Below are 16,643 nucleotides of genomic sequence, written 5' to 3'. Positions count from 1 at the left end.
TAACTCGCGATCCGAGCAGGGTCGCGCTCACAGCAGCACCAGCAGCAAGATCACCAGGATGATCACGATCGCGGCGATGCCACCGACCAGGGCGACGGTCATCCGGCTGCCGTTGCTGCTGGCGACGCTCAGTTCGCCGGGCTGCTGGGCGCCGGTCTGCTGCACCATCGCCGGCTCGCTGTAGGACTGGACCGCCGGCAACGATTCGACGACCGGGACCAGATCGCCCAGCCGCTGGGCGGCGTACAGCTCGTCCAGGCGGGCGGAGTAGTCGTCCTGGGTCAGCTTGCCGGCGGTGAAGGCCTCGTTCAACCGCCGGGTGAGCTGTTCACGTTCCTGCGCCGACACCTGCTCGTCCGGGCTGCTCCGGTACTTCGACGACCTGGGCAATTCATTCACGGGGCAGCTCATTCATCGGGTTCGCTCGTTCATCGGGCAACACGCTCACTGAAGCCAGGCTACTCGGCCAGGGCTCGACGGACGTGGCGAATCCTGCACCGGTGACCGACACTGGGGTGATGCGGATCGTGTCGTTGCTGCCGTCGGCCACCGAGATCAGCTACGCGCTCGGGTTGGACGAGCAACTGGTCGGGGTGACCTTCGAGTGCAATGAACCGCCCCGGGCCCGCGAGCAGAAACGGATCATCGTCGGCGGCCAGGACACCAGCGGGATGGCGCCATCGGCGATCGACGCCGCGGTCCGGTCCCGGCTCGCCGCCGGCGAGGATCTCTACACCTTGGATGCCGGTGCACTGTCCGACCTGGATCCGGAGCTGATCCTGACCCAGGATCTGTGCCGGGTCTGCGCGGTCCCGACCGAGAAGGTCCGCGATGCCGCTGTGGCGTTGGGCTGCACCGCCGAGGTCGTCACCCTCGACCCGCATTCACTGGACGAGGTGCTGGCCTCGATCGCCGACGTCGGGGCCGCCGCCGGCGTGCCTGACCGGGCCGCGGTGCTGTGCGAAGAGTTGTCGGCTCGGATCGCCGAGGTCCGAACGGCGGTCCGCGGTGCGCGGCGGCCGCGGGTCGCGGTGATCGAATGGGTCGATCCGCCGTTCGGCGCCGGGCACTGGATGCCGGACATGGTCGCTGCCGCCGGCGGCGACCCGGTCGCCTGCCGGCCGCGTTCGAGGTCGGTGCCGACGAACTGGTCGGCGATCGCCGCCGAGCGACCGGAGATCATGATCATCTCGCCGTGCGGCTTCGATCTGGCAGGCGCCATCGAGCAGGGTGCCGGACTGGTTGCCGACAGCGCCCTGATGGCCCGCTTCCCCGACACGGAGGTGTGGGCGATCGACGGTGACGGGTTGATGGTCCGGCCGGGACCGCGGCTGATCGACGGGATCGAGTCGCTGGCCGGGATCATCCATCCCGGCCGTTGCTCACGACCACCAGAGACCGCCGCACGACGCTTGCGATGATTTTCGGTCGGACCCGATGAGTTCTGACGAGCGCGATGGTCTGATGGAGCAAGAGCACTTCACACGAGAGGCACCATCATGACGCGCAAGGTCACAGCCCACCTGTTCCACTCGGTCAACGGGGTCGTCGAGAGCCCCGACCGGTGGCAGTTCGACGCCTTCGGGCCCGAGGAGGGCGAGCTGATGGAGTCGACCATCGGCCCGGTCACCGACCTCATCCTCGGACGCAAACTGTGGCAGGAATGGTCGGAGTACTGGCCGAACCCTGAAAACGACGATCCGTTCAGCGCCTGGATCAATCCGATCCGCAAGCATGTCATTGCGAGCACATTGTCGGGCGAGCTGGGTTGGAACAGCACGTTGATCGACGGCGATCCTGTCGCGTACCTGCAATCGTTGCGGGAGACCGAGGGAGGCGACATCTCCGTCGGTGGCGGCATCGAGACCGTCCGTTCGCTGTTCCTGGCCGGTCAGATCGACGCCTTGACGCTGACCACGCATCCCGCGGTGACCGGCGAGGGACGTCGGCTGTTCGACGAGACCGTGCCGGTAACCCGGCTGTCGCTGATCGATTCCAAGATCACCAGCGCGGGGAACGCGGTGCTCACCTACGGCCTGCGAGCCTGAGAACGGTCCGGACTGCGCCGCGCCAGCTGCCGGGCCAGCAGATTCAGTGCTCGGCGGGCGGCACCTGCAGGCCGGTGTAGTGGGCGGCGAACGCCAAGAGGTCTGCATTCTCCGCCGCCACCAGGGCCAGTGGTTTGCCCATCCCGTGACCGGTCTGGGTCTCGATCCTGGTCAGGATCGGTGCACTCCCCTGTTGTGCTGCCTGTACGGTGGCGGCGAACTTGTGGCTGTGCAGCGGCACCACCCGATCGTCGTGGTCACCGGTCATGATCAACGTCGCGGGATAATCCGCCGGCGCCACGTTGTGCAACGGCGAGTAGGCCAACGCGATCGTGAAGTCGTCCGGGTCGTCGGGATTGCCGTAGTCGGAGGTCCAGGCGGCCCCGGCGGTGAACTTGTGGAACCGAAGCAGGTCCAGGACGCCGACACCGGGCAGCGCGACAGCCGCGAGATCCGGACGTTGGGTCATCGTCGCGCCGACCAGGAGGCCGCCGTTGCTGCGGCCGTGGATGGCGAGTTGATCATGACTGGTGACACCGCTGGACACCAGATGGTCGCCGACGGCGATGAAGTCGTCGAAGACGTTCTGCTTGTTGGCGAGCCGGCCGCCGTCGTACCACGCGGTGCCGTATTCGCCACCACCGCGGAGGTTGGCGATCGCGATCACCCCGCCTGCTGCCAGCCAACCGGACCACATCGGGCGGTAGTCGGCCTCGACCGGGATGTTGAAACCGCCGTAGCCGTACAACAGCGTGGGCCTCGGGCCGGTCGGCTCGGCGTCCGCGCCGGGAGTGATCAGGAAGTACGGGACCTCGGTGCCGTCCGCGCTTCTCGCCCGACGGCGTACCTGGGTGTAGGCCGGCGGGTCGAAAGCGGCGCCGGCCGGAACAAGATCATCCAATGGTTCGACCGCCCCGCCGCCGCTACCGATCCGGTAGGCACGGGTGGGTGAGGTGACCGTCGACATTCCGATGAACCATTCGTCCTCGCCGGCCTCCGCCCACAGCCCGGTGATCGAACCGCCCTCGACGTCGACGGCACCGCGGTCGGCGCCGTCCAGGCCGTACCGGGTGATCGTCGGCGCTGCGTCCGCCAGCCTGATCATGATCAACTCATCGCCCGCGGCGGTCACCGCAAGGACGGCGTCGGACGATTCGGCGATCAACTCCTCCAACACCAGCTCACCGGTGCGTTCGAAGGCATCGAGATCGACCTGGACGACGCGACCCCGATCGGCCTGGTGATCGGTGAACAGGGTGATCTTGCTGCCGACACTCCTGACGAACTCGAACTGGGCGTACGCCGTGTCGATCAGCTTGATCGGCTCGGACAGGGTGCTGCGCCCCTGGTCGGTGTCGATCCGGTAGACCCAGAGCCGATTGGAGTTCTCGGTGCCCTCGACCAGATAGCTCACCAGATACCGGTGATCGGCCGACACCTCACCGAACACGAAGCCCTGGGTGTAGTCGTCCCGGACGTCGACGATCACCTCGTCCTCGCTCTCGGGACGGCCGACCCGATGCAGTGCCAACACACCGGTCTTCACCTGGCCGGCCTGTGATCCGTCGGCCCGCCCCTCGTGCGGCACTGCCGGATAGAGGTAGCTGGCGTTGTCCGGCAGCCAGGTCGCCGAGCCGAATTTGGTCTGGATCGCGGCGTCGTCGTCGGTCTCTCCGGTTGCCGGGTCGAGCAGCTTGAAGTCGACCCAGTCGCTGCCACCCTCACTGACCTGATAGCTGAGGTAGCGGCCGTCCTTGCTGGCCTGGAAGCCGCGGATCGAGGTCGTACCGTCGGCCGACAAGGTGTTCGGATCCAGGATCAGCCGGCCGCCGGCCCGCAGCTCCTGCAGGGTGTCGGCGACGAAGATCTGATCTTGGTCCTGGCTGCCGTCGTTGCGGCTGACGTAGTAGCGTCCGCCGCGCTTGCTCGGCACGCCGGCCCGGGGCCGCCGGATGATCCTGTTCATCAAGCTGGTGAACCAGGCACGCTCCGGCAGCGCCGTGAGCCGCTCGGAGGTGAAGGCGTTCTGCCGGTCAACCCAGTCCCGCGTCTCCGTCGAATCGGGATCCTCCAACCAGCGATACGGATCGGCGATGGTCCGACCGTGCAGGTCCTCGGCAACATCGCAGCGTCGGGTGTCGGGATAGTCGACCATGATCATCACTTTCGGTTCGGACGGGTTGTTCAGGTCAGGTACGGCGTCGGGTCGCGGCCCTCTTCCAGGGCATCGCTGATCTCCTCCAATTGCAGGCTGACCGAGGCCAGCCCGAGGTCGATCTCGCGGCCGGTGCGGGCCGCATAGGCGCTGGCGATGCGTTCGGCGAGATCCATCGAATCACCAACCAGGTAACGGAAGTCCTGGCTCGGATCACCGACCGAGACGCAACTGAAGTCCCAGACCCCGGACAACCGGCCGACCGGGGCGTCCAGCACGAAGTTGCCGGGATGGAGGTCGTCGTGCAGCAGCACGGTGGCATGGGCACGGGCGGCGAGCGATCGTTGTTCCTCCTGCAATGCCGCCAGCCGGTCGCCGTACGCCGCGGCGATCTCGTCGGGCAGCACCACCGGCTGTCCGTCGGCACCGAAGGCCGGCACGCCGAGCTCGGCGATCTCGTCCCCGGACAATGCGCCGTGCATGGCCGCCAGGAACCGGGCGATCGAGGTCGCCAGCCGATCCCGGGTCTGCCGGTCTGCCCGGTCGTAGGCTGCGAGATCCAGCGACGCACCGGTCAGCCGGCGATAGACCGCGAAGTCGCGACGCTTGCCGGTCGCCGCAATGGTCGGGATCGGAACCGGCAGCCGACCCGCGAGCCGCCTCAGCACCGCCACCTCGCGGACGTACTCCTGTTGCGAACCGCGCGGAAACCGGAGGATCCAGCCATCGGAGGTCGCCAGCACGACGTTCTCCCAGCCGACCAGGAACTCCGCGTCGGCCACCGACAGCTCGATCCCAAGATCGTCCTCGGCCTCGACCGCAGCGATCAACGCCGCACGCTGTTGATCAACACGTAGCGGAGGTCCGGGCACGCCCCCACCCTATGAGCACCCCGAGCCCGGGGGTAGCGGATATCGCGTGCCCCTCGGGCGATTCGGTAACACGTGCTGCGACTTGCCCGGCCCCGGCTCATCCCTAGGGAGATTTGGTAACACCTGCTGAGACTTACCCCCGGCCGCTGCCCGACGGCGATATCGCAGCATCTTGCCCCGTACCGGTGGTCGAAGGTGTTGTCCGTCGGTCGTCTTGTCCACAGATCATGCCGATTAGGGGCCCGGACAGGGTTCGGCCCGGCCGTCGGACAGCAGGCTGTCAGACATGCACAAGCATCATCGAAATGTCCGTCCGGACAGCGACAGCCAGTTCCGTCGAATCGACACGATCCGCGCCGGTGTCACTCCCAAGGAACTCCTCGGCCCGAAGTACACACGGGTCTTCCACGGGATCTACGTTGCGGCCGGCGTCTGGTTGACGCCGGAGCGGCGTGCGCGCGGCGATGGTGATCTTTCCGAACGCGTTCGCCAGTCACTCGTCGGCGGCGTTGATCTGGGGCGGGGACCCGCCGTACGACGACAGGACCCACATCAGCGTGCTGGCCGGCGAGACCAGAAGCAGGCGGCGAGGAATCGCTGCGCACCTGGCGACCGATGAGGACGGGGTACGCACGAAGAACGGCATCCGGCTGTCATCGCCCGAGCGATCGTTGTGTGAGCTGGCCACCGAAGGGGCCGATCTGGTCGCGCTCGTCGTACTCGGAGATTCGCTGGTTCGGGCCGAGGTGACCACGCCGGAGAAGCTGATCGCTGTCGCCGACTCCTGGCCGCATCGTCGGGCGGCGGTGGCGAGCCGGGCCGCTCGTCTGGTCCGGGAGGGCGTCGAATCATCGATGGAGTCGCGCCTGCGGATGCTGATCGTCCTGGCCGGGCTGCCCGAGCCGACAGTGAACGTGATCATGCGGCACCCGAACGGGGAGTGGAAATGGCGATTCGACCTGTGTTACCGCGACCTGAAACTCCTGATCGAGTACGACGGTGAGCACCACGCTCTCGACCCGGAGCAGCGAGCCCGCGACCTCGAACGGCGCGAAGAGTTGGAGCATCAGGGTTGGCGGATCGTCGTGATCCAGAAGCAGCACATCTATCGGACGCCGGGACGGGTGCTGGAACGGATCTGTGTCGCCCGTGAAGACTGCAGCGCCGACCCGCGCAGCTGCCGCACTCGTACGACGTGGCGCAACTACAACTTCGCCGGCTGACCAGCGGGTAGGTACTGGACGCGCCCGGAACAAGTGCCAGCAGCTGCTGCGAATTCGCCCTCACGGTTCCGCGCAGCCTAGGGCGGACCGCGGCACGTGCTACCAATCTTCCTCGGGATGAGCGGGGCCGAGGGCAGGTCTCAGCACGTGTTACCAAATCGCCCGGGGGGACGTGCAGTCCGGCACGGGGCCGGGTCAGACGGCTTTGGCGTCCAGGGCTTCGAAGATGCGCTTGGTGACCTCATCAACCTCGCCGAGGCCGTCGACCTCGACCAGGACGCCGCGTTGGGCGTAGACGTCGAGCAGTGGGGAGGTCTCGTCGAGGTACTTCTGCTGACGGATCCGGATCGCTTCCTCGGTGTCGTCGGTCCGCCCCTCGGACTCGGCGCGGCGGCGCAGTCGCTCGACGACCTCGTCCACGTCGACCTTCAGGGAGAGTACGACGTCGAGCTGGTGGTCGGCGCGCTCGAGAATCTCGTCCAGCGCCTCGACCTGCGGCAGAGTGCGGGGGTAGCCGTCCAGCAGAAACCCCTTGGCGGCGTCGTCCTCGACCAGCCGATCGGCGACGATCCCGTTCAGGATGTCGTCGCTGACGTAGCCGCCGGCGTCCATGATCTGCTTGGCCTCCAGGCCGAGCGGCGTGCCGGCGGCGACGTTGGCACGCAAGATGTCACCGGTCGAGATCGCCGGGACCCCGAAGTGGTCGGCGATCGCCTTGGCCTGGGTGCCTTTGCCCGCACCGGGCGGGCCCATGATCAGCAGTCTCATCGACCGATGACCTCCTCGCTGTGGCAGCTCCCCGCGGTCATCGCAGGAAGCCCTCGTAGTTGCGCTGCTGCAGTTGGCTCTCGATCTGCTTCACGGTGTCCAATCCGACACCCACGATGATCAGGATCGAGGTGCCACCGAACGGGAAGTTCTGGTTGGCGCCACTCAGGAACGCGATCGCGATCATCGGGATCAGGGCGATGAGGCCGAGGTACAACGAACCCGGGAAGGTCAGCCGGTTGAGCACGTAGCCGAGGTAGTCCTCGGTCGGCTTGCCGGCCCGGATGCCCGGGATGAAACCGCCGTACTTCTTCATGTTGTCGGCCACCTCTTGCGGATTGAAGGTGATCGAGACGTAGAAGTAGGCGAAGAAGATGATCAGGGCGAAGAAGATCGCCATGTAGATCGGGTGGTCACCCTTGACCAGGTGTCCCTGGATCCAGGACGCGCCCCAGCCGTTCGGCCGGAACTGCGCGTACAGATACGGGATGTAGAGCAGTGAGGAGGCGAAGATGACCGGGATCACGCCGGCCTGGTTGACCTTCAGCGGGATGTAGGTGGTGGTGCCACCGAGGACCCGTCGGCCGACCATCTTCTTGGCGTACTGCACCGGGATCCGGCGCTGGGACTGCTCGATGAAGATGACGCCGAGCATCACAGCCAGCCCGATCGCGATCACCAGCAGGAAGATGACCCAGCCCTGGCTGCCCGGACGGGACTGCTTGATCTGCCACAGCGCCTGCGGGAAGGTCGCACAGATCTGGGTGAAGATCAGCACCGACATCCCGTTGCCGACGCCGCGTTCGGTGATCAGCTCGCCGAGCCACATGATGACGCCGGTGCCGGCGGTCATGGTCAGGATCATCACGATGATCGGGAAGATCGACTTGTCGTGCACCAGCCCGGTGCAGTTCTGGATCAGCTGGTCGTTGCGGGCCAGGGTGACGAACACCGTGGACTGCAGGACCGCGAGCACCAGCGTCAGATACCGGGTGTACTGGGTGATCTTCTGGGTGCCGGACTGGCCTTCCTTCTTCAGCGCTTCCAACCGCGGGATCACCACGGTGAGCAGCTGCAGGATGATGCTGGCCGTGATGTACGGCATGATCCCGAGCGCGAAGATGGCCAGCTGCAGCAGGGCGCCGCCGGACATCAGCGACAGGACCGAGTACAGCCCTGCCTGGCTGCCGGTCTGCGCGCTGGACGCACAGGTGTGCAGCGTGCCGACGTTGACGTTCGGCACCGGGATGACCGAGCCGATCCGATAGATGACGATGATCGCGAGCGTGAACAGGAGTTTCTTACGCAGGTCCGGAGTCCTGAATGCTCCTGCGAAGGCGGTGAGCAATCCAATTCCTTCTCTCTGATCAGCCCCGTCGATACCGGTGTCCCCCGGAAACCGCTTGACTCTATCAAGCTACCCGGTCGGGAACCCAGCGGATCTGGAGGCTGATACACCGAAGGGGCGACCCACGACAGGTGAGCCGCCCCACGAGGTCAGGGCTGACGCCCCGATCACCTCAGAGTTGGGTGGTGCTGCCTCCAGCGGCGGCGATCTTGTCCTTGGCCGATCCGGAGAACGCGTGTGCGGTGACCTGCACCGCGACACTCAGCTCACCGGAACCGAGGACCTTGACCGGCAGACCGGCGCGCACCGCGCCCCGCTCGACCAGGTTGGCCGGGTTGACCTCGCCGCCCTCGGGGAAGAGGGTGGAGATCCGGTCCAGGTTGACGACCTGGTACTCGGTCCGGAACGGGTTGGTGAAGCCGCGCAGCTTCGGGGTCCGCATGTGCAACGGCATCTGCCCGCCCTCGAAGGCCTCGGAGATGTTGTTGCGGGCCTTGGACCCCTTGGTGCCACGACCGGCGGTCTTGCCCTTGGAGCCCTCACCACGACCGACGCGGGTCTTGGCCTTGTGGGCGCCCGGGGCCGGGCGAAGGTGATGGACCTTCAGGCCCGTGCCCTTCGTCTCTTCGCTCGCCATAATCAGTCGACCTCCTCGACGGTGATCAGGTGCTGCACCGTCGCGATCATGCCTCGTACTGTTGGGGTGTCCTCGTGTGCGGACACGTCACCGATCCGCTTCAGGCCGAGCGTACGCAGCGTGTTGCGCTGGTTCTGCTTGCCGCCGATCTGCGACTTGACCTGGGTGACCTTCAACCGGGTGCTCACGCGTGCGCCCCTTCCCGGATACCGGCCTCACGGGCCTTGAGCAGCGCCGCCGGGGTGACGTCCTCCAGCGACTTGCCGCGCCGGCGGGCCACCTCCTCGGGCTCCTCGAGCATCTGCAGGGCCTCGACCGTGGCGTGCACCACGTTGATCGCGTTCGGCGAGCCGAGCGACTTGGCGAGCACGTCGTGCACGCCGGCCGCCTCCAGCACCGCGCGGCAGGCGCCACCGGCGATCACACCGGTACCCGGGGAAGCCGGGCGCAGCATGACCACGCCGGCCGCCTTCTCACCCTGGACCGGATGCGGGATGGTGCCCTGGACCCGCGGCACACGGAAGAAGTGCTTCTTGGCCTCTTCCACGCCCTTGGCGATCGCGGCCGGCACCTCCTTGGCCTTGCCGTAGCCGATGCCGACCGAGCCGTCGCCGTCACCGACGACGACCAGTGCGGTGAAGCTGAACCGGCGGCCACCCTTGACCACCTTGGCCACGCGATTGATCGCGACGACCTTCTCGACGTAGTTGTTCTTGTCCTGCTGACCCCGGCGGTCACCGCGGCGGCCGTCTCCGCCGCCTCGACGCTGTGATCCACTCATAAGCTCTCTACCTCTCCAGTTCCGCCGTGCTCAGAATCCCAGGCCGCCCTCGCGGGCGGCATCCGCCAGCGCAGCGATCCGGCCGTGGTACTTGTTGCCGGCCCGGTCGAAGACGACGGTCTCCACCCCGGCGGCCTTGGCACGCTCGGCGACCAGTTGGCCGACCTGCTTGGCCTTCGCGGTCTTGTCGCCGGCCGCAGCCTTCAACGAGCCCTCCATGGTGGAGGCGTAGGCCACGGTGTGACCGCGGCTGTCGTCGATCACCTGAGCGGTGATGTGCTTGGCCGACCGGCTGATCACCAGGCGGGGCCGCTCGGCCACACCGACGATCTTCTTCCGGCCGCGCAGCTGACGACGCAGCCGGGAACGGGTCCGGGTCGCAGTGTGCTTGCGCGCAGACAGTGAAACAGCCATCGTCACTTACCAGCCTTTCCGACCTTGCGGCGGACGTGCTCGCCCTCGTACCGCACACCCTTGCCCTTGTACGGCTCCGGCTTCCGCAGCTTGCGGATGTTGGCCGCAACCTCACCGACCTGCTGCTTGTCGATGCCGGCGACGCTGAACTTGGTCGGCGACTCGACGGCGAAGGTGATGCCGTCCGGCGCCTTCACGTTGATCGGGTGGCTGTAGCCGAGGTTCATCTCCAGCTCGGCCGGGCCCTTGGAGATGACCCGGTAGCCGACGCCGACGATCTCGAGCTTCTTCTCATAGCCCTGCGAAACACCGGTGACCATGTTGGCGACCAGGGTCCGGGACAGCCCGTGCAGCGAGCGCGACTCGCGCTCCTCGTCCGGCCGGTCCAGAACGATCTGGCCCTCGTCGTTGCGCGAAACGCTGATCGGTGCAGCGACATTGTGCTGCAGCTGACCCTTCGGCCCCTTCACCGAGACCAGGGAACCGTCGATGGTCACCTCGACCCCGGACGGCACCGGAACAGGAAGCTTGCCAATGCGTGACATGTCTTCTCAGTCCTTCCTCTCTAGTCTCGTCCGCTCACCACACGTAGGCGAGGACTTCCCCGCCTACGCTGCGTGCGTGTGCTTGCTTGTCGGTCAACAGCCCGGTTGACGTGGAGATGATGGCGATCCCCAGACCGCCGAGCACCTTAGGCAGACCGGTGGACTTGGCGTACACCCGAAGACCCGGCTTGGAGATCCGGCGGACACCGGAGATCGAACGCTCCCGGCTCTGGCCGTACTTCAGCGTGATCTGCAACGACTTGCCGACCTCGCCCTCGGAAGGCTCCTTGACCTCGAATCCGGAGATGTAGCCCTCGTCGGTCAGGATCTGCGCGATCCCCACCTTGATCTTGGACGACGGCATCACCGCGGTGTCGTGGTAGGCCTGCGAAGCATTCCGGACGCGGGTCAACATGTCCGCGATCGGATCTGTCATGGTCATCTGTCAGTCATTCACTTTCTCGGCTGGTTTCCCCGCAGGGACCTTTGCCGTGGAGGTAGAGACTCCGAAGAGTCGTGAGGGCCGTTCGGCCCAGGTGATGAAGTTGTGTTCAGACCCCGCGCGGTACTTCCGCGGAGCCAAGTCCTACGTCCCTCGCGCCCGGCTGTACACCTGCCAACGCGAGCGTTGGCACCCAACGGGGATTTCGGCCCCATGGTTGGGTTTCGGGTGTGGCGGGCGTTGCGTCGCGGCCGGTAGGACCAGCGCAAGGCGACCACCCAGGGTAAGCCGGCCGCGATGCTGGGCGGAAACCCAACCATGGGGCCGAAATCCCCACCAGGCAGAAACTATGCAGTTGTGAACGAAATCCCGGAACTCACCAAGAGGACTTGGTGACGCCCGGCAGCTCACCCGCGTGGGCCATGGTCCGCAAGCAGATCCGGCACAGCCCGAACTTGCGGAAGACCGCCTTCGGGCGGCCGCACTTCTGGCAGCGGGTGTAGGCGCGAACGCCGTACTTGGGCTTGCGGGTCTGCTTGACCTTCAGCGCTGTCTTTGCCACGTCGTATATCCCTCTACTCGACTCAGTTGGCCCTGGTGATCAGTTCGCTTGGAACGGGAAGCCCAGCTGACGCAACAGCGCCCGGCCTTCGTCGTCGTTGGTCGCCGTGGTGACGAAGGTGATGTCCATCCCCCGCACTCGGTCGATCTTGTCCTGGTCGATCTCGTGGAACATGACCTGCTCCGACAGACCGAAGGTGTAGTTGCCGTTGCCGTCGAACTGCTTGCTCGACAGACCACGGAAGTCACGGATCCGGGGCAGCGCCAGGGAGAGCAGCCGGTCGGCGAACTCCCACATCCGGGCGCCACGCAGGGTCACGTGGCAGCCGATCGGCTGACCCTCACGCAGCCGGAACTGCGCGATCGACTTCTTGGCCTTGGTGATCGACGGCTTCTGACCGGTGATGGTGGTCAGGTCGCGTACGGCGCCGTCCATCACCTTGGAGTCGCGGGCCGCGTCGCCGACACCCATGTTGACCACGATCTTGGTCAGCCGCGGGATCAGCATCGCGTTGGCGAAGTTGAACTCCTGCTGCAGCGCCGGGACGATCTCCTCGGCGTAGCGCTTCTTCAGCCGCGGCACATCGTTCTCAACAGCCGTGCTGGTCATCAGATCTCCTCCCCGGTCTTGCGTGCGATCCGCACCGACCGGTAAGCGGTGTACTCGGTGCCGTCGGGGCGACGCTTGGTCACCTCGTCGCGGCGGTGGGCGATCCGGGTGGTCACCTCGTTGCCGTCACCGTCCTTCACGACCAGGCCGACGTTGGAGACGTGGATCGGCGCCTCGGAGGAGACGATCCCGCCCTGGGTCTGCTGGCTGCCCTGCGGCGTGGCCGAGCTGTCCTTCAGATGCCGCTTGACGATGTTGACACCGGAGACGGTGACGCGTTCGCGGTCCGGCTGGACCGCGAGCACCTCGCCGACGGTCCCCTTGTCCTTGCCGGACAGGACCTTGACCCGATCACCCTTGCGGATGTCGATCTTGCCGTGCTGCCGTGAAACGGCGGCGTTGATCTTGTTGCTAGCCATCGTTCAGATCACCTCCGGGGCGAGCGAGATGATGCGCATGAACTTCTTCTCGCGCAGCTCACGGCCGACCGGGCCGAAGATTCGGGTTCCGCGCGGCTCTCCGTCGTTACGCAGGATGACCGCGGCATTCTCGTCGAACTTGATGTACGAACCGTCGGCACGGCGGCGCTCCTTGACGGTCCGAACGATGACGGCCTTGACGACCTCACCCTTCTTCACGTTGCCGCCCGGGATGGCGTCCTTCACCGTGGCCACGATCTGATCGCCGATTCCGGCGTAGCGTCGACCGGATCCACCGAGAACACGGATGCACAGGATCTCCTTGGCACCGGTGTTGTCGGCGACCTTCAGTCGCGACTCCTGCTGGATCATTTTTCTCGATCTTCCTTACTTCGCCTTCTCGACGATCTGGACCAGCCGCCAGCGCTTGGTGGCGCTGACCGGACGGGTCTCCATCACCACGACACGGTCGCCGATGCCGGCGGCATTGGCCTCGTCGTGCACCTTGAGCTTGGTCGTCTGGGTCAGGACCTTGCCGTACAGCCGGTGCTTGACCCGATCCTCGACGGCGACCACGACGGTCTTGTCCATCTTGTCGCTGACCACCAGGCCCTCGCGGACCTTGCGCCGGCCGCGATCGCTGGAGGTCTGGGCGACCTCGGCGACGACCGCCTCGGCGTCCTTGGTGTCGGCCAGCAGATCCTGGCTCACTGCGTTCTCACTCACGGTTTGCTCACTCATCTCAGGCACCTGCCGTCTCGGTCACAGCCGTCTCGGCGTCGGGATCCTCGACAATGCCGAGGTTGCGCTCGGTCAGCACGGTGTAGACCCGGGCGATGTCCTTGCGGACCTCGCGGAGCCGACCGTGGGACTCCAGCTGCCCGGTGGCAGCCTGGAACCGCAACGTGAACAGCTCTTCCTTCAGTTCGACGACCTTCGCGTTGAGCTCGTCGCGGCTCAGCGACCGCAGTTCGGCGGCCTTCACGGTGTTCGCCATCTCAGTTTTCTCCTGCCTCACGCATGACAATGCGGCACTTCATCGGCAGCTTGTGCACCGCCAGCCGCAGCGCCTCGCGGGCGACATCGTCTCCGACGCCGGACAGCTCGAACATCACGCGTCCGGGCTTGACGTTGGCGATCCACCACTCCGGGGAACCCTTACCGGAACCCATCCGGGTCTCGGCCGGCTTCTTGGTCAACGGACGGTCCGGGTAGATGTTGATCCAGACCTTGCCGCCACGCTTCATGTGACGGGTCATCGCGATACGAGCGGCCTCGATCTGCCGGTTGGTGACGTAGGCGGCCTCGATGGCCTGGATGCCGTAGTCACCGAACGCCAGCTCGGTGCCACCCTTGGCCATGCCGGTGCGCTTGGGGTGGTGCTGCTTACGGAACTTGACCTTGCGCGGAACCAACATTCCTTACGCCTCCTGCCCACTCGTTGCCGGAGCCTGCTGCGCAGCAGCGGACTCGGCGCCACCGGTGTTGCCGCCGGCGTTCGCGCCGGTGTTGGCACCTTCCTGCCGGCGACGGCCGCCCCGATCGGGACGATCGCCACGGCCCGGACGGCCACCGCGACCCGGACGACGGTTGCCCTGGGCGGCGTTGCGCGCAGCCTTCTGCGCGGCCCGCTCGGCCCGGGTGCCGGACACGTCACCCTTGTAGATCCAGACCTTCACGCCGATCCGGCCGAAGGACGTCCGCGCCTCGAAGAAGCCGTAGTCGACGTCGGCGCGCAGCGTGTGCAGCGGGACCCGACCCTCGCGGTAGAACTCCGAGCGGGACATCTCCGCGCCGCCCAGACGACCGGAGCACTGGATCCGGATGCCCTTGGCGCCGCCCCGCATCGCGCTCTGCTGCGCCTTGCGCATCGCACGCCGGAACTGCACCCGGCTGGCGAGCTGCTCGGCGACACCCTGAGCGACCAGCTGGGCGTCGGTCTCGGTGCCCTTGACCTCGAGGATGTTCAGCTGGACCTGCTTGCCGGTCAGCTTCTCCAGCTCGCCGCGGACGCGCTCGGCCTCGGCACCGTTACGGCCGATGACGATGCCCGGACGGGCGGTGTAGATGTCGACCCGGACCCGGTCCCGGGTCCGCTCGATCTCGATGCTGGAGATGCCGGCCCGCTCCAGGCCCTTGTGCAGGGACTGGCGGATCTTGACATCCTCACCGACATAGTCGGCGTACTGCTTGTCGGCGTACCAGCGGCTCTTGTGATCGGTGCTGATGCCGAGCCGGAAGCCGTACGGGTTGATCTTCTGACCCATGGCTCAGGCCTCCTTCGCTTCGACGACGACGGTGATGTGGCTGCTGCGCTTGAGGATCCGGCTGGCCGATCCCTTGGCCCGCGGACGGATCCGGCGCATCGTCATGCCCTCGTCCACGAAGGCCTGCGAGACGTACAGCTGCTCGGCGCGCAGGTTCTCGGTCTGCTCCGCGTTGGCGGCGGCGCTGGCGATCACCTTGCTGACCGGCTCGGCCGCAGCCTGCGGCGCGAACTTCAGCGTGTCCAGGGCTGCGGTGACGTCCATCCCGCGGACGACGTCGACGACGCGCCGGACCTTGCTGGCCGACATCCGCACTCCGCGTGCGATCGCGTACGACCCCTGCCGGTCACCCAGCAGCGCGTCCCGGCGGCTCGGCCGGGTCTTTTCTGCGTTACTCATCTGGTGTCCTCTTCTCAGCGGCGGCGCGACTTGCGGTCGTCCTTGTCGTGACCGCGGAAGGTCCGGGTCGGGGCGAACTCACCGAGCTTGTGGCCGATCATCGACTCGGAGACGAAGACCGGAACGTGCTTGCGACCGTCGTGTACGGCGATGGTGTGGCCGATCATGTCCGGCGTGATCATCGAACGACGCGACCAGGTCTTGATCACGTTCTTGGTGCCCTTCTCGTTCTGAACATCGACCTTCTTGGCCAGATGATCATCGACGAACGGGCCCTTCTTCAGGCTGCGTGGCATATCTGCTCAGACTCCTGCTCAGCGCTTCTTGCCGGTCTTGCGACGGCGGACGATCAGACGAGAACTCGCCTTGTTCTTGTCACGGGTACGGCCTTCCGGCTTGCCCCACGGGGACACCGGGTGGCGGCCACCGGAGGTGCGACCCTCGCCACCACCGTGCGGGTGGTCGACCGGGTTCATCACGACACCGCGGACCTTGGGGCGCTTGCCCTTCCACCGGTTCCGGCCGGCCTTACCCCAGTTGATGTTGGACTGCTCGGCGTTGCCGACCTCGCCGATGGTGGCGCGGCAGCGGACGTCGACCATCCGCATCTCACCGGACGGCATCCGCAGCGTGGCGTACTTGCCCTCGCGGGCCACCAGCTGGATGGACGCACCGGCGGAACGACCGAGCTTGGCTCCGCCACCCGGGCGCAGCTCGACGGCGTGCACCGTCGTACCGACCGGGATGTTGCGCAGCGGCAGGTTGTTGCCGGTCTTGATGTCGGCACCCTCGCCGGCCTCGACGGCGGACCCCTGGCCCAGGCCGTTGGGAGCCAGCACGTAGCGCTTCTCGCCGTCGGCGTAGTGCAGCAACGCGATCCGGGCGGTCCGGTTCGGGTCGTACTCGATGTGCGCGACCTTGGCCGGCACCCCGTCCTTGTCGTACCGCTTGAAGTCGATCAGCCGGTAGGCCTGCTTGTGCCCGCCACCGATGTGCCGGGAGGTGATCCGGCCGTTGTTATTGCGACCGCCGGTCTTCGGGCTCGGCACCAGCAGCGACTTCTCCGGGGTCGACCGAGTGATCTCGGCGAAGTCGGCGACGGAGCCGCCGCGTCGACCCGGAGTGGTCGGCTTGTACTTACGAATAGCCATGAT

Annotated in this window: 25 protein-coding genes; 3 read left to right on the top strand and 22 right to left on the bottom strand. The window is 66.5% G+C overall.

The genetic code is table 11. The features are described 5' to 3' along the window. Positions 1-27: 27 nt before the first annotated feature. The gene (locus BLU38_RS18595; RefSeq protein ID WP_157683549.1) at positions 28-399 is read right to left on the bottom strand and encodes a DUF1707 SHOCT-like domain-containing protein; all 372 of its coding nucleotides are present in this window, start codon (positions 397-399) and stop codon (positions 28-30) included. 101 nt (positions 400-500) lie between these two features. Here BLU38_RS18595 and BLU38_RS18590 point away from each other — a divergent pair, with 101 nt between their 5' ends. Continuing rightward, the gene (locus BLU38_RS18590) at positions 501-1,421 is read left to right on the top strand and encodes an ABC transporter substrate-binding protein (RefSeq protein ID WP_231919917.1); all 921 of its coding nucleotides are present in this window, start codon (positions 501-503) and stop codon (positions 1,419-1,421) included. A 78-nt stretch (positions 1,422-1,499) separates the two neighbouring features. After that, positions 1,500-2,048 (top strand): dihydrofolate reductase family protein, encoded by a 549-nt coding sequence (locus BLU38_RS18585; protein WP_091526962.1) that lies wholly within the window; start codon positions 1,500-1,502, stop codon positions 2,046-2,048. Between the two features lie 43 nt (positions 2,049-2,091). Here the strand turns inward: BLU38_RS18585 and BLU38_RS18580 are convergent, their stop codons facing one another. Then, entirely contained in the window at positions 2,092-4,203 is a 2,112-nt protein-coding gene (locus BLU38_RS18580) for a prolyl oligopeptidase family serine peptidase (protein ID WP_231919916.1), read from the bottom strand. Between the two features lie 29 nt (positions 4,204-4,232). Next, positions 4,233-5,075, bottom strand: coding sequence for a phosphotransferase (locus BLU38_RS18575; RefSeq protein ID WP_091526961.1), 843 nt, complete (start codon positions 5,073-5,075; stop codon positions 4,233-4,235). Between the two features lie 452 nt (positions 5,076-5,527). On the opposite strand from BLU38_RS18575, the gene BLU38_RS18570 reads away from it, so the two are divergent. After that, on the top strand, positions 5,528-6,298 hold the full coding sequence (locus tag BLU38_RS18570) for an endonuclease domain-containing protein (protein WP_157683548.1): 771 nt from the start codon (positions 5,528-5,530) through the stop codon (positions 6,296-6,298). Between the two features lie 195 nt (positions 6,299-6,493). Here BLU38_RS18570 and BLU38_RS18565 read toward each other — a convergent pair whose 3' ends face one another. From BLU38_RS18565 to rplB, 19 genes are all read right to left on the bottom strand, one after another. Continuing rightward, positions 6,494-7,066 (bottom strand): adenylate kinase, encoded by a 573-nt coding sequence (locus tag BLU38_RS18565; RefSeq protein ID WP_091526959.1) that lies wholly within the window; start codon positions 7,064-7,066, stop codon positions 6,494-6,496. Positions 7,067-7,103: 37 nt separating this feature from the next. Further along, the gene (gene secY / locus BLU38_RS18560) at positions 7,104-8,414 is read right to left on the bottom strand and encodes a preprotein translocase subunit SecY (RefSeq protein ID WP_091526958.1); all 1,311 of its coding nucleotides are present in this window, start codon (positions 8,412-8,414) and stop codon (positions 7,104-7,106) included. Between the two features lie 172 nt (positions 8,415-8,586). Next, a complete protein-coding gene (gene rplO / locus BLU38_RS18555) occupies positions 8,587-9,051 on the bottom strand; it encodes a 50S ribosomal protein L15 (RefSeq protein WP_091526957.1) in 465 nt (154 codons plus the stop codon). Positions 9,052-9,053: 2 nt separating this feature from the next. Next, positions 9,054-9,239, bottom strand: a complete 186-nt coding sequence (gene rpmD / locus BLU38_RS18550) for a 50S ribosomal protein L30 (RefSeq protein WP_091526956.1) — start codon at positions 9,237-9,239, stop codon at positions 9,054-9,056. Beyond that, a complete protein-coding gene (rpsE, locus tag BLU38_RS18545; protein WP_091526955.1) occupies positions 9,236-9,832 on the bottom strand; it encodes a 30S ribosomal protein S5 in 597 nt (198 codons plus the stop codon). Before rpsE ends, rpmD begins: the two co-directional genes overlap by 4 nt. Before the next feature lie 30 nt (positions 9,833-9,862). Next, positions 9,863-10,246, bottom strand: a complete 384-nt coding sequence (rplR, locus tag BLU38_RS18540; RefSeq protein ID WP_091526954.1) for a 50S ribosomal protein L18 — start codon at positions 10,244-10,246, stop codon at positions 9,863-9,865. A 2-nt stretch (positions 10,247-10,248) separates the two neighbouring features. After that, positions 10,249-10,791 (bottom strand): 50S ribosomal protein L6, encoded by a 543-nt coding sequence (gene rplF, locus BLU38_RS18535; RefSeq protein WP_091526953.1) that lies wholly within the window; start codon positions 10,789-10,791, stop codon positions 10,249-10,251. Positions 10,792-10,825: 34 nt separating this feature from the next. Further along, positions 10,826-11,233, bottom strand: a complete 408-nt coding sequence (gene rpsH / locus BLU38_RS18530; RefSeq protein WP_091526952.1) for a 30S ribosomal protein S8 — start codon at positions 11,231-11,233, stop codon at positions 10,826-10,828. Between the two features lie 376 nt (positions 11,234-11,609). Then, positions 11,610-11,795, bottom strand: a complete 186-nt coding sequence (locus BLU38_RS18525) for a type Z 30S ribosomal protein S14 (RefSeq protein WP_091526951.1) — start codon at positions 11,793-11,795, stop codon at positions 11,610-11,612. 39 nt (positions 11,796-11,834) lie between these two features. Beyond that, positions 11,835-12,404 (bottom strand): 50S ribosomal protein L5, encoded by a 570-nt coding sequence (rplE, locus tag BLU38_RS18520; protein WP_091526950.1) that lies wholly within the window; start codon positions 12,402-12,404, stop codon positions 11,835-11,837. Beyond that, positions 12,404-12,823: a 50S ribosomal protein L24 gene (gene rplX / locus BLU38_RS18515; RefSeq protein WP_091526949.1), complete on the bottom strand. Its 420-nt coding sequence runs from the start codon at positions 12,821-12,823 to the stop codon at positions 12,404-12,406. The genes rplE and rplX overlap by 1 nt, the downstream gene beginning before the upstream one ends. Positions 12,824-12,826: 3 nt before the next feature. Beyond that, the gene (rplN, locus tag BLU38_RS18510; RefSeq protein WP_091526948.1) at positions 12,827-13,195 is read right to left on the bottom strand and encodes a 50S ribosomal protein L14; all 369 of its coding nucleotides are present in this window, start codon (positions 13,193-13,195) and stop codon (positions 12,827-12,829) included. A 15-nt stretch (positions 13,196-13,210) separates the two neighbouring features. Next, on the bottom strand, positions 13,211-13,564 hold the full coding sequence (rpsQ, locus tag BLU38_RS32080; RefSeq protein ID WP_091526947.1) for a 30S ribosomal protein S17: 354 nt from the start codon (positions 13,562-13,564) through the stop codon (positions 13,211-13,213). A gap of 1 nt (position 13,565) precedes the next feature. Next, positions 13,566-13,820 (bottom strand): 50S ribosomal protein L29, encoded by a 255-nt coding sequence (gene rpmC, locus BLU38_RS18500; protein ID WP_091526946.1) that lies wholly within the window; start codon positions 13,818-13,820, stop codon positions 13,566-13,568. A 1-nt stretch (position 13,821) separates the two neighbouring features. Then, the gene (rplP, locus tag BLU38_RS18495) at positions 13,822-14,241 is read right to left on the bottom strand and encodes a 50S ribosomal protein L16 (RefSeq protein WP_091526945.1); all 420 of its coding nucleotides are present in this window, start codon (positions 14,239-14,241) and stop codon (positions 13,822-13,824) included. 3 nt (positions 14,242-14,244) lie between these two features. Next, positions 14,245-15,090, bottom strand: a complete 846-nt coding sequence (rpsC, locus tag BLU38_RS18490; protein ID WP_091526944.1) for a 30S ribosomal protein S3 — start codon at positions 15,088-15,090, stop codon at positions 14,245-14,247. A 3-nt stretch (positions 15,091-15,093) separates the two neighbouring features. Then, positions 15,094-15,489 (bottom strand): 50S ribosomal protein L22, encoded by a 396-nt coding sequence (rplV, locus tag BLU38_RS18485; protein ID WP_091526943.1) that lies wholly within the window; start codon positions 15,487-15,489, stop codon positions 15,094-15,096. Between the two features lie 14 nt (positions 15,490-15,503). Then, positions 15,504-15,785, bottom strand: coding sequence for a 30S ribosomal protein S19 (gene rpsS / locus BLU38_RS18480; RefSeq protein WP_091526942.1), 282 nt, complete (start codon positions 15,783-15,785; stop codon positions 15,504-15,506). Positions 15,786-15,803: 18 nt separating this feature from the next. Then, the gene (gene rplB, locus BLU38_RS18475; protein WP_091526941.1) at positions 15,804-16,640 is read right to left on the bottom strand and encodes a 50S ribosomal protein L2; all 837 of its coding nucleotides are present in this window, start codon (positions 16,638-16,640) and stop codon (positions 15,804-15,806) included. Positions 16,641-16,643: the final 3 nt, after the last annotated feature.

Origin of the sequence: Microlunatus soli, from assembly GCF_900105385.1 — a bacterium.
In the GTDB taxonomy this organism is placed as follows: domain Bacteria; phylum Actinomycetota; class Actinomycetes; order Propionibacteriales; family Propionibacteriaceae; genus Microlunatus; species Microlunatus soli.
Note: the sequence above shows the minus strand (reverse complement) of the source record. Positions and strands in the feature narration are given on the sequence as shown.

Coding starts and splice junctions, on each gene's coding strand:
- BLU38_RS18585 (WP_091526962.1), top strand. CDS start 1,500: ATGACGCGCAAGGTCACAGCCCACCTGTTCCACTCGGTCAACGGGGTC.
- BLU38_RS18580 (WP_231919916.1), bottom strand. CDS start 4,203: ATGGTCGACTATCCCGACACCCGACGCTGCGATGTTGCCGAGGACCTG.
- BLU38_RS18565 (WP_091526959.1), bottom strand. CDS start 7,066: ATGAGACTGCTGATCATGGGCCCGCCCGGTGCGGGCAAAGGCACCCAG.
- rplO (WP_091526957.1), bottom strand. CDS start 9,051: ATGGCGAGCGAAGAGACGAAGGGCACGGGCCTGAAGGTCCATCACCTT.
- rpsE (WP_091526955.1), bottom strand. CDS start 9,832: ATGAGTGGATCACAGCGTCGAGGCGGCGGAGACGGCCGCCGCGGTGAC.
- rplR (WP_091526954.1), bottom strand. CDS start 10,246: ATGGCTGTTTCACTGTCTGCGCGCAAGCACACTGCGACCCGGACCCGT.
- rplF (WP_091526953.1), bottom strand. CDS start 10,791: ATGTCACGCATTGGCAAGCTTCCTGTTCCGGTGCCGTCCGGGGTCGAG.
- rpsH (WP_091526952.1), bottom strand. CDS start 11,233: ATGACCATGACAGATCCGATCGCGGACATGTTGACCCGCGTCCGGAAT.
- rplE (WP_091526950.1), bottom strand. CDS start 12,404: ATGACCAGCACGGCTGTTGAGAACGATGTGCCGCGGCTGAAGAAGCGC.
- rplX (WP_091526949.1), bottom strand. CDS start 12,823: ATGGCTAGCAACAAGATCAACGCCGCCGTTTCACGGCAGCACGGCAAG.
- rplN (WP_091526948.1), bottom strand. CDS start 13,195: ATGATCCAGCAGGAGTCGCGACTGAAGGTCGCCGACAACACCGGTGCC.
- rpsQ (WP_091526947.1), bottom strand. CDS start 13,564: ATGAGTGAGCAAACCGTGAGTGAGAACGCAGTGAGCCAGGATCTGCTG.
- rpmC (WP_091526946.1), bottom strand. CDS start 13,820: ATGGCGAACACCGTGAAGGCCGCCGAACTGCGGTCGCTGAGCCGCGAC.
- rplP (WP_091526945.1), bottom strand. CDS start 14,241: ATGTTGGTTCCGCGCAAGGTCAAGTTCCGTAAGCAGCACCACCCCAAG.
- rpsC (WP_091526944.1), bottom strand. CDS start 15,090: ATGGGTCAGAAGATCAACCCGTACGGCTTCCGGCTCGGCATCAGCACC.
- rplV (WP_091526943.1), bottom strand. CDS start 15,489: ATGAGTAACGCAGAAAAGACCCGGCCGAGCCGCCGGGACGCGCTGCTG.
- rpsS (WP_091526942.1), bottom strand. CDS start 15,785: ATGCCACGCAGCCTGAAGAAGGGCCCGTTCGTCGATGATCATCTGGCC.
- rplB (WP_091526941.1), bottom strand. CDS start 16,640: ATGGCTATTCGTAAGTACAAGCCGACCACTCCGGGTCGACGCGGCGGC.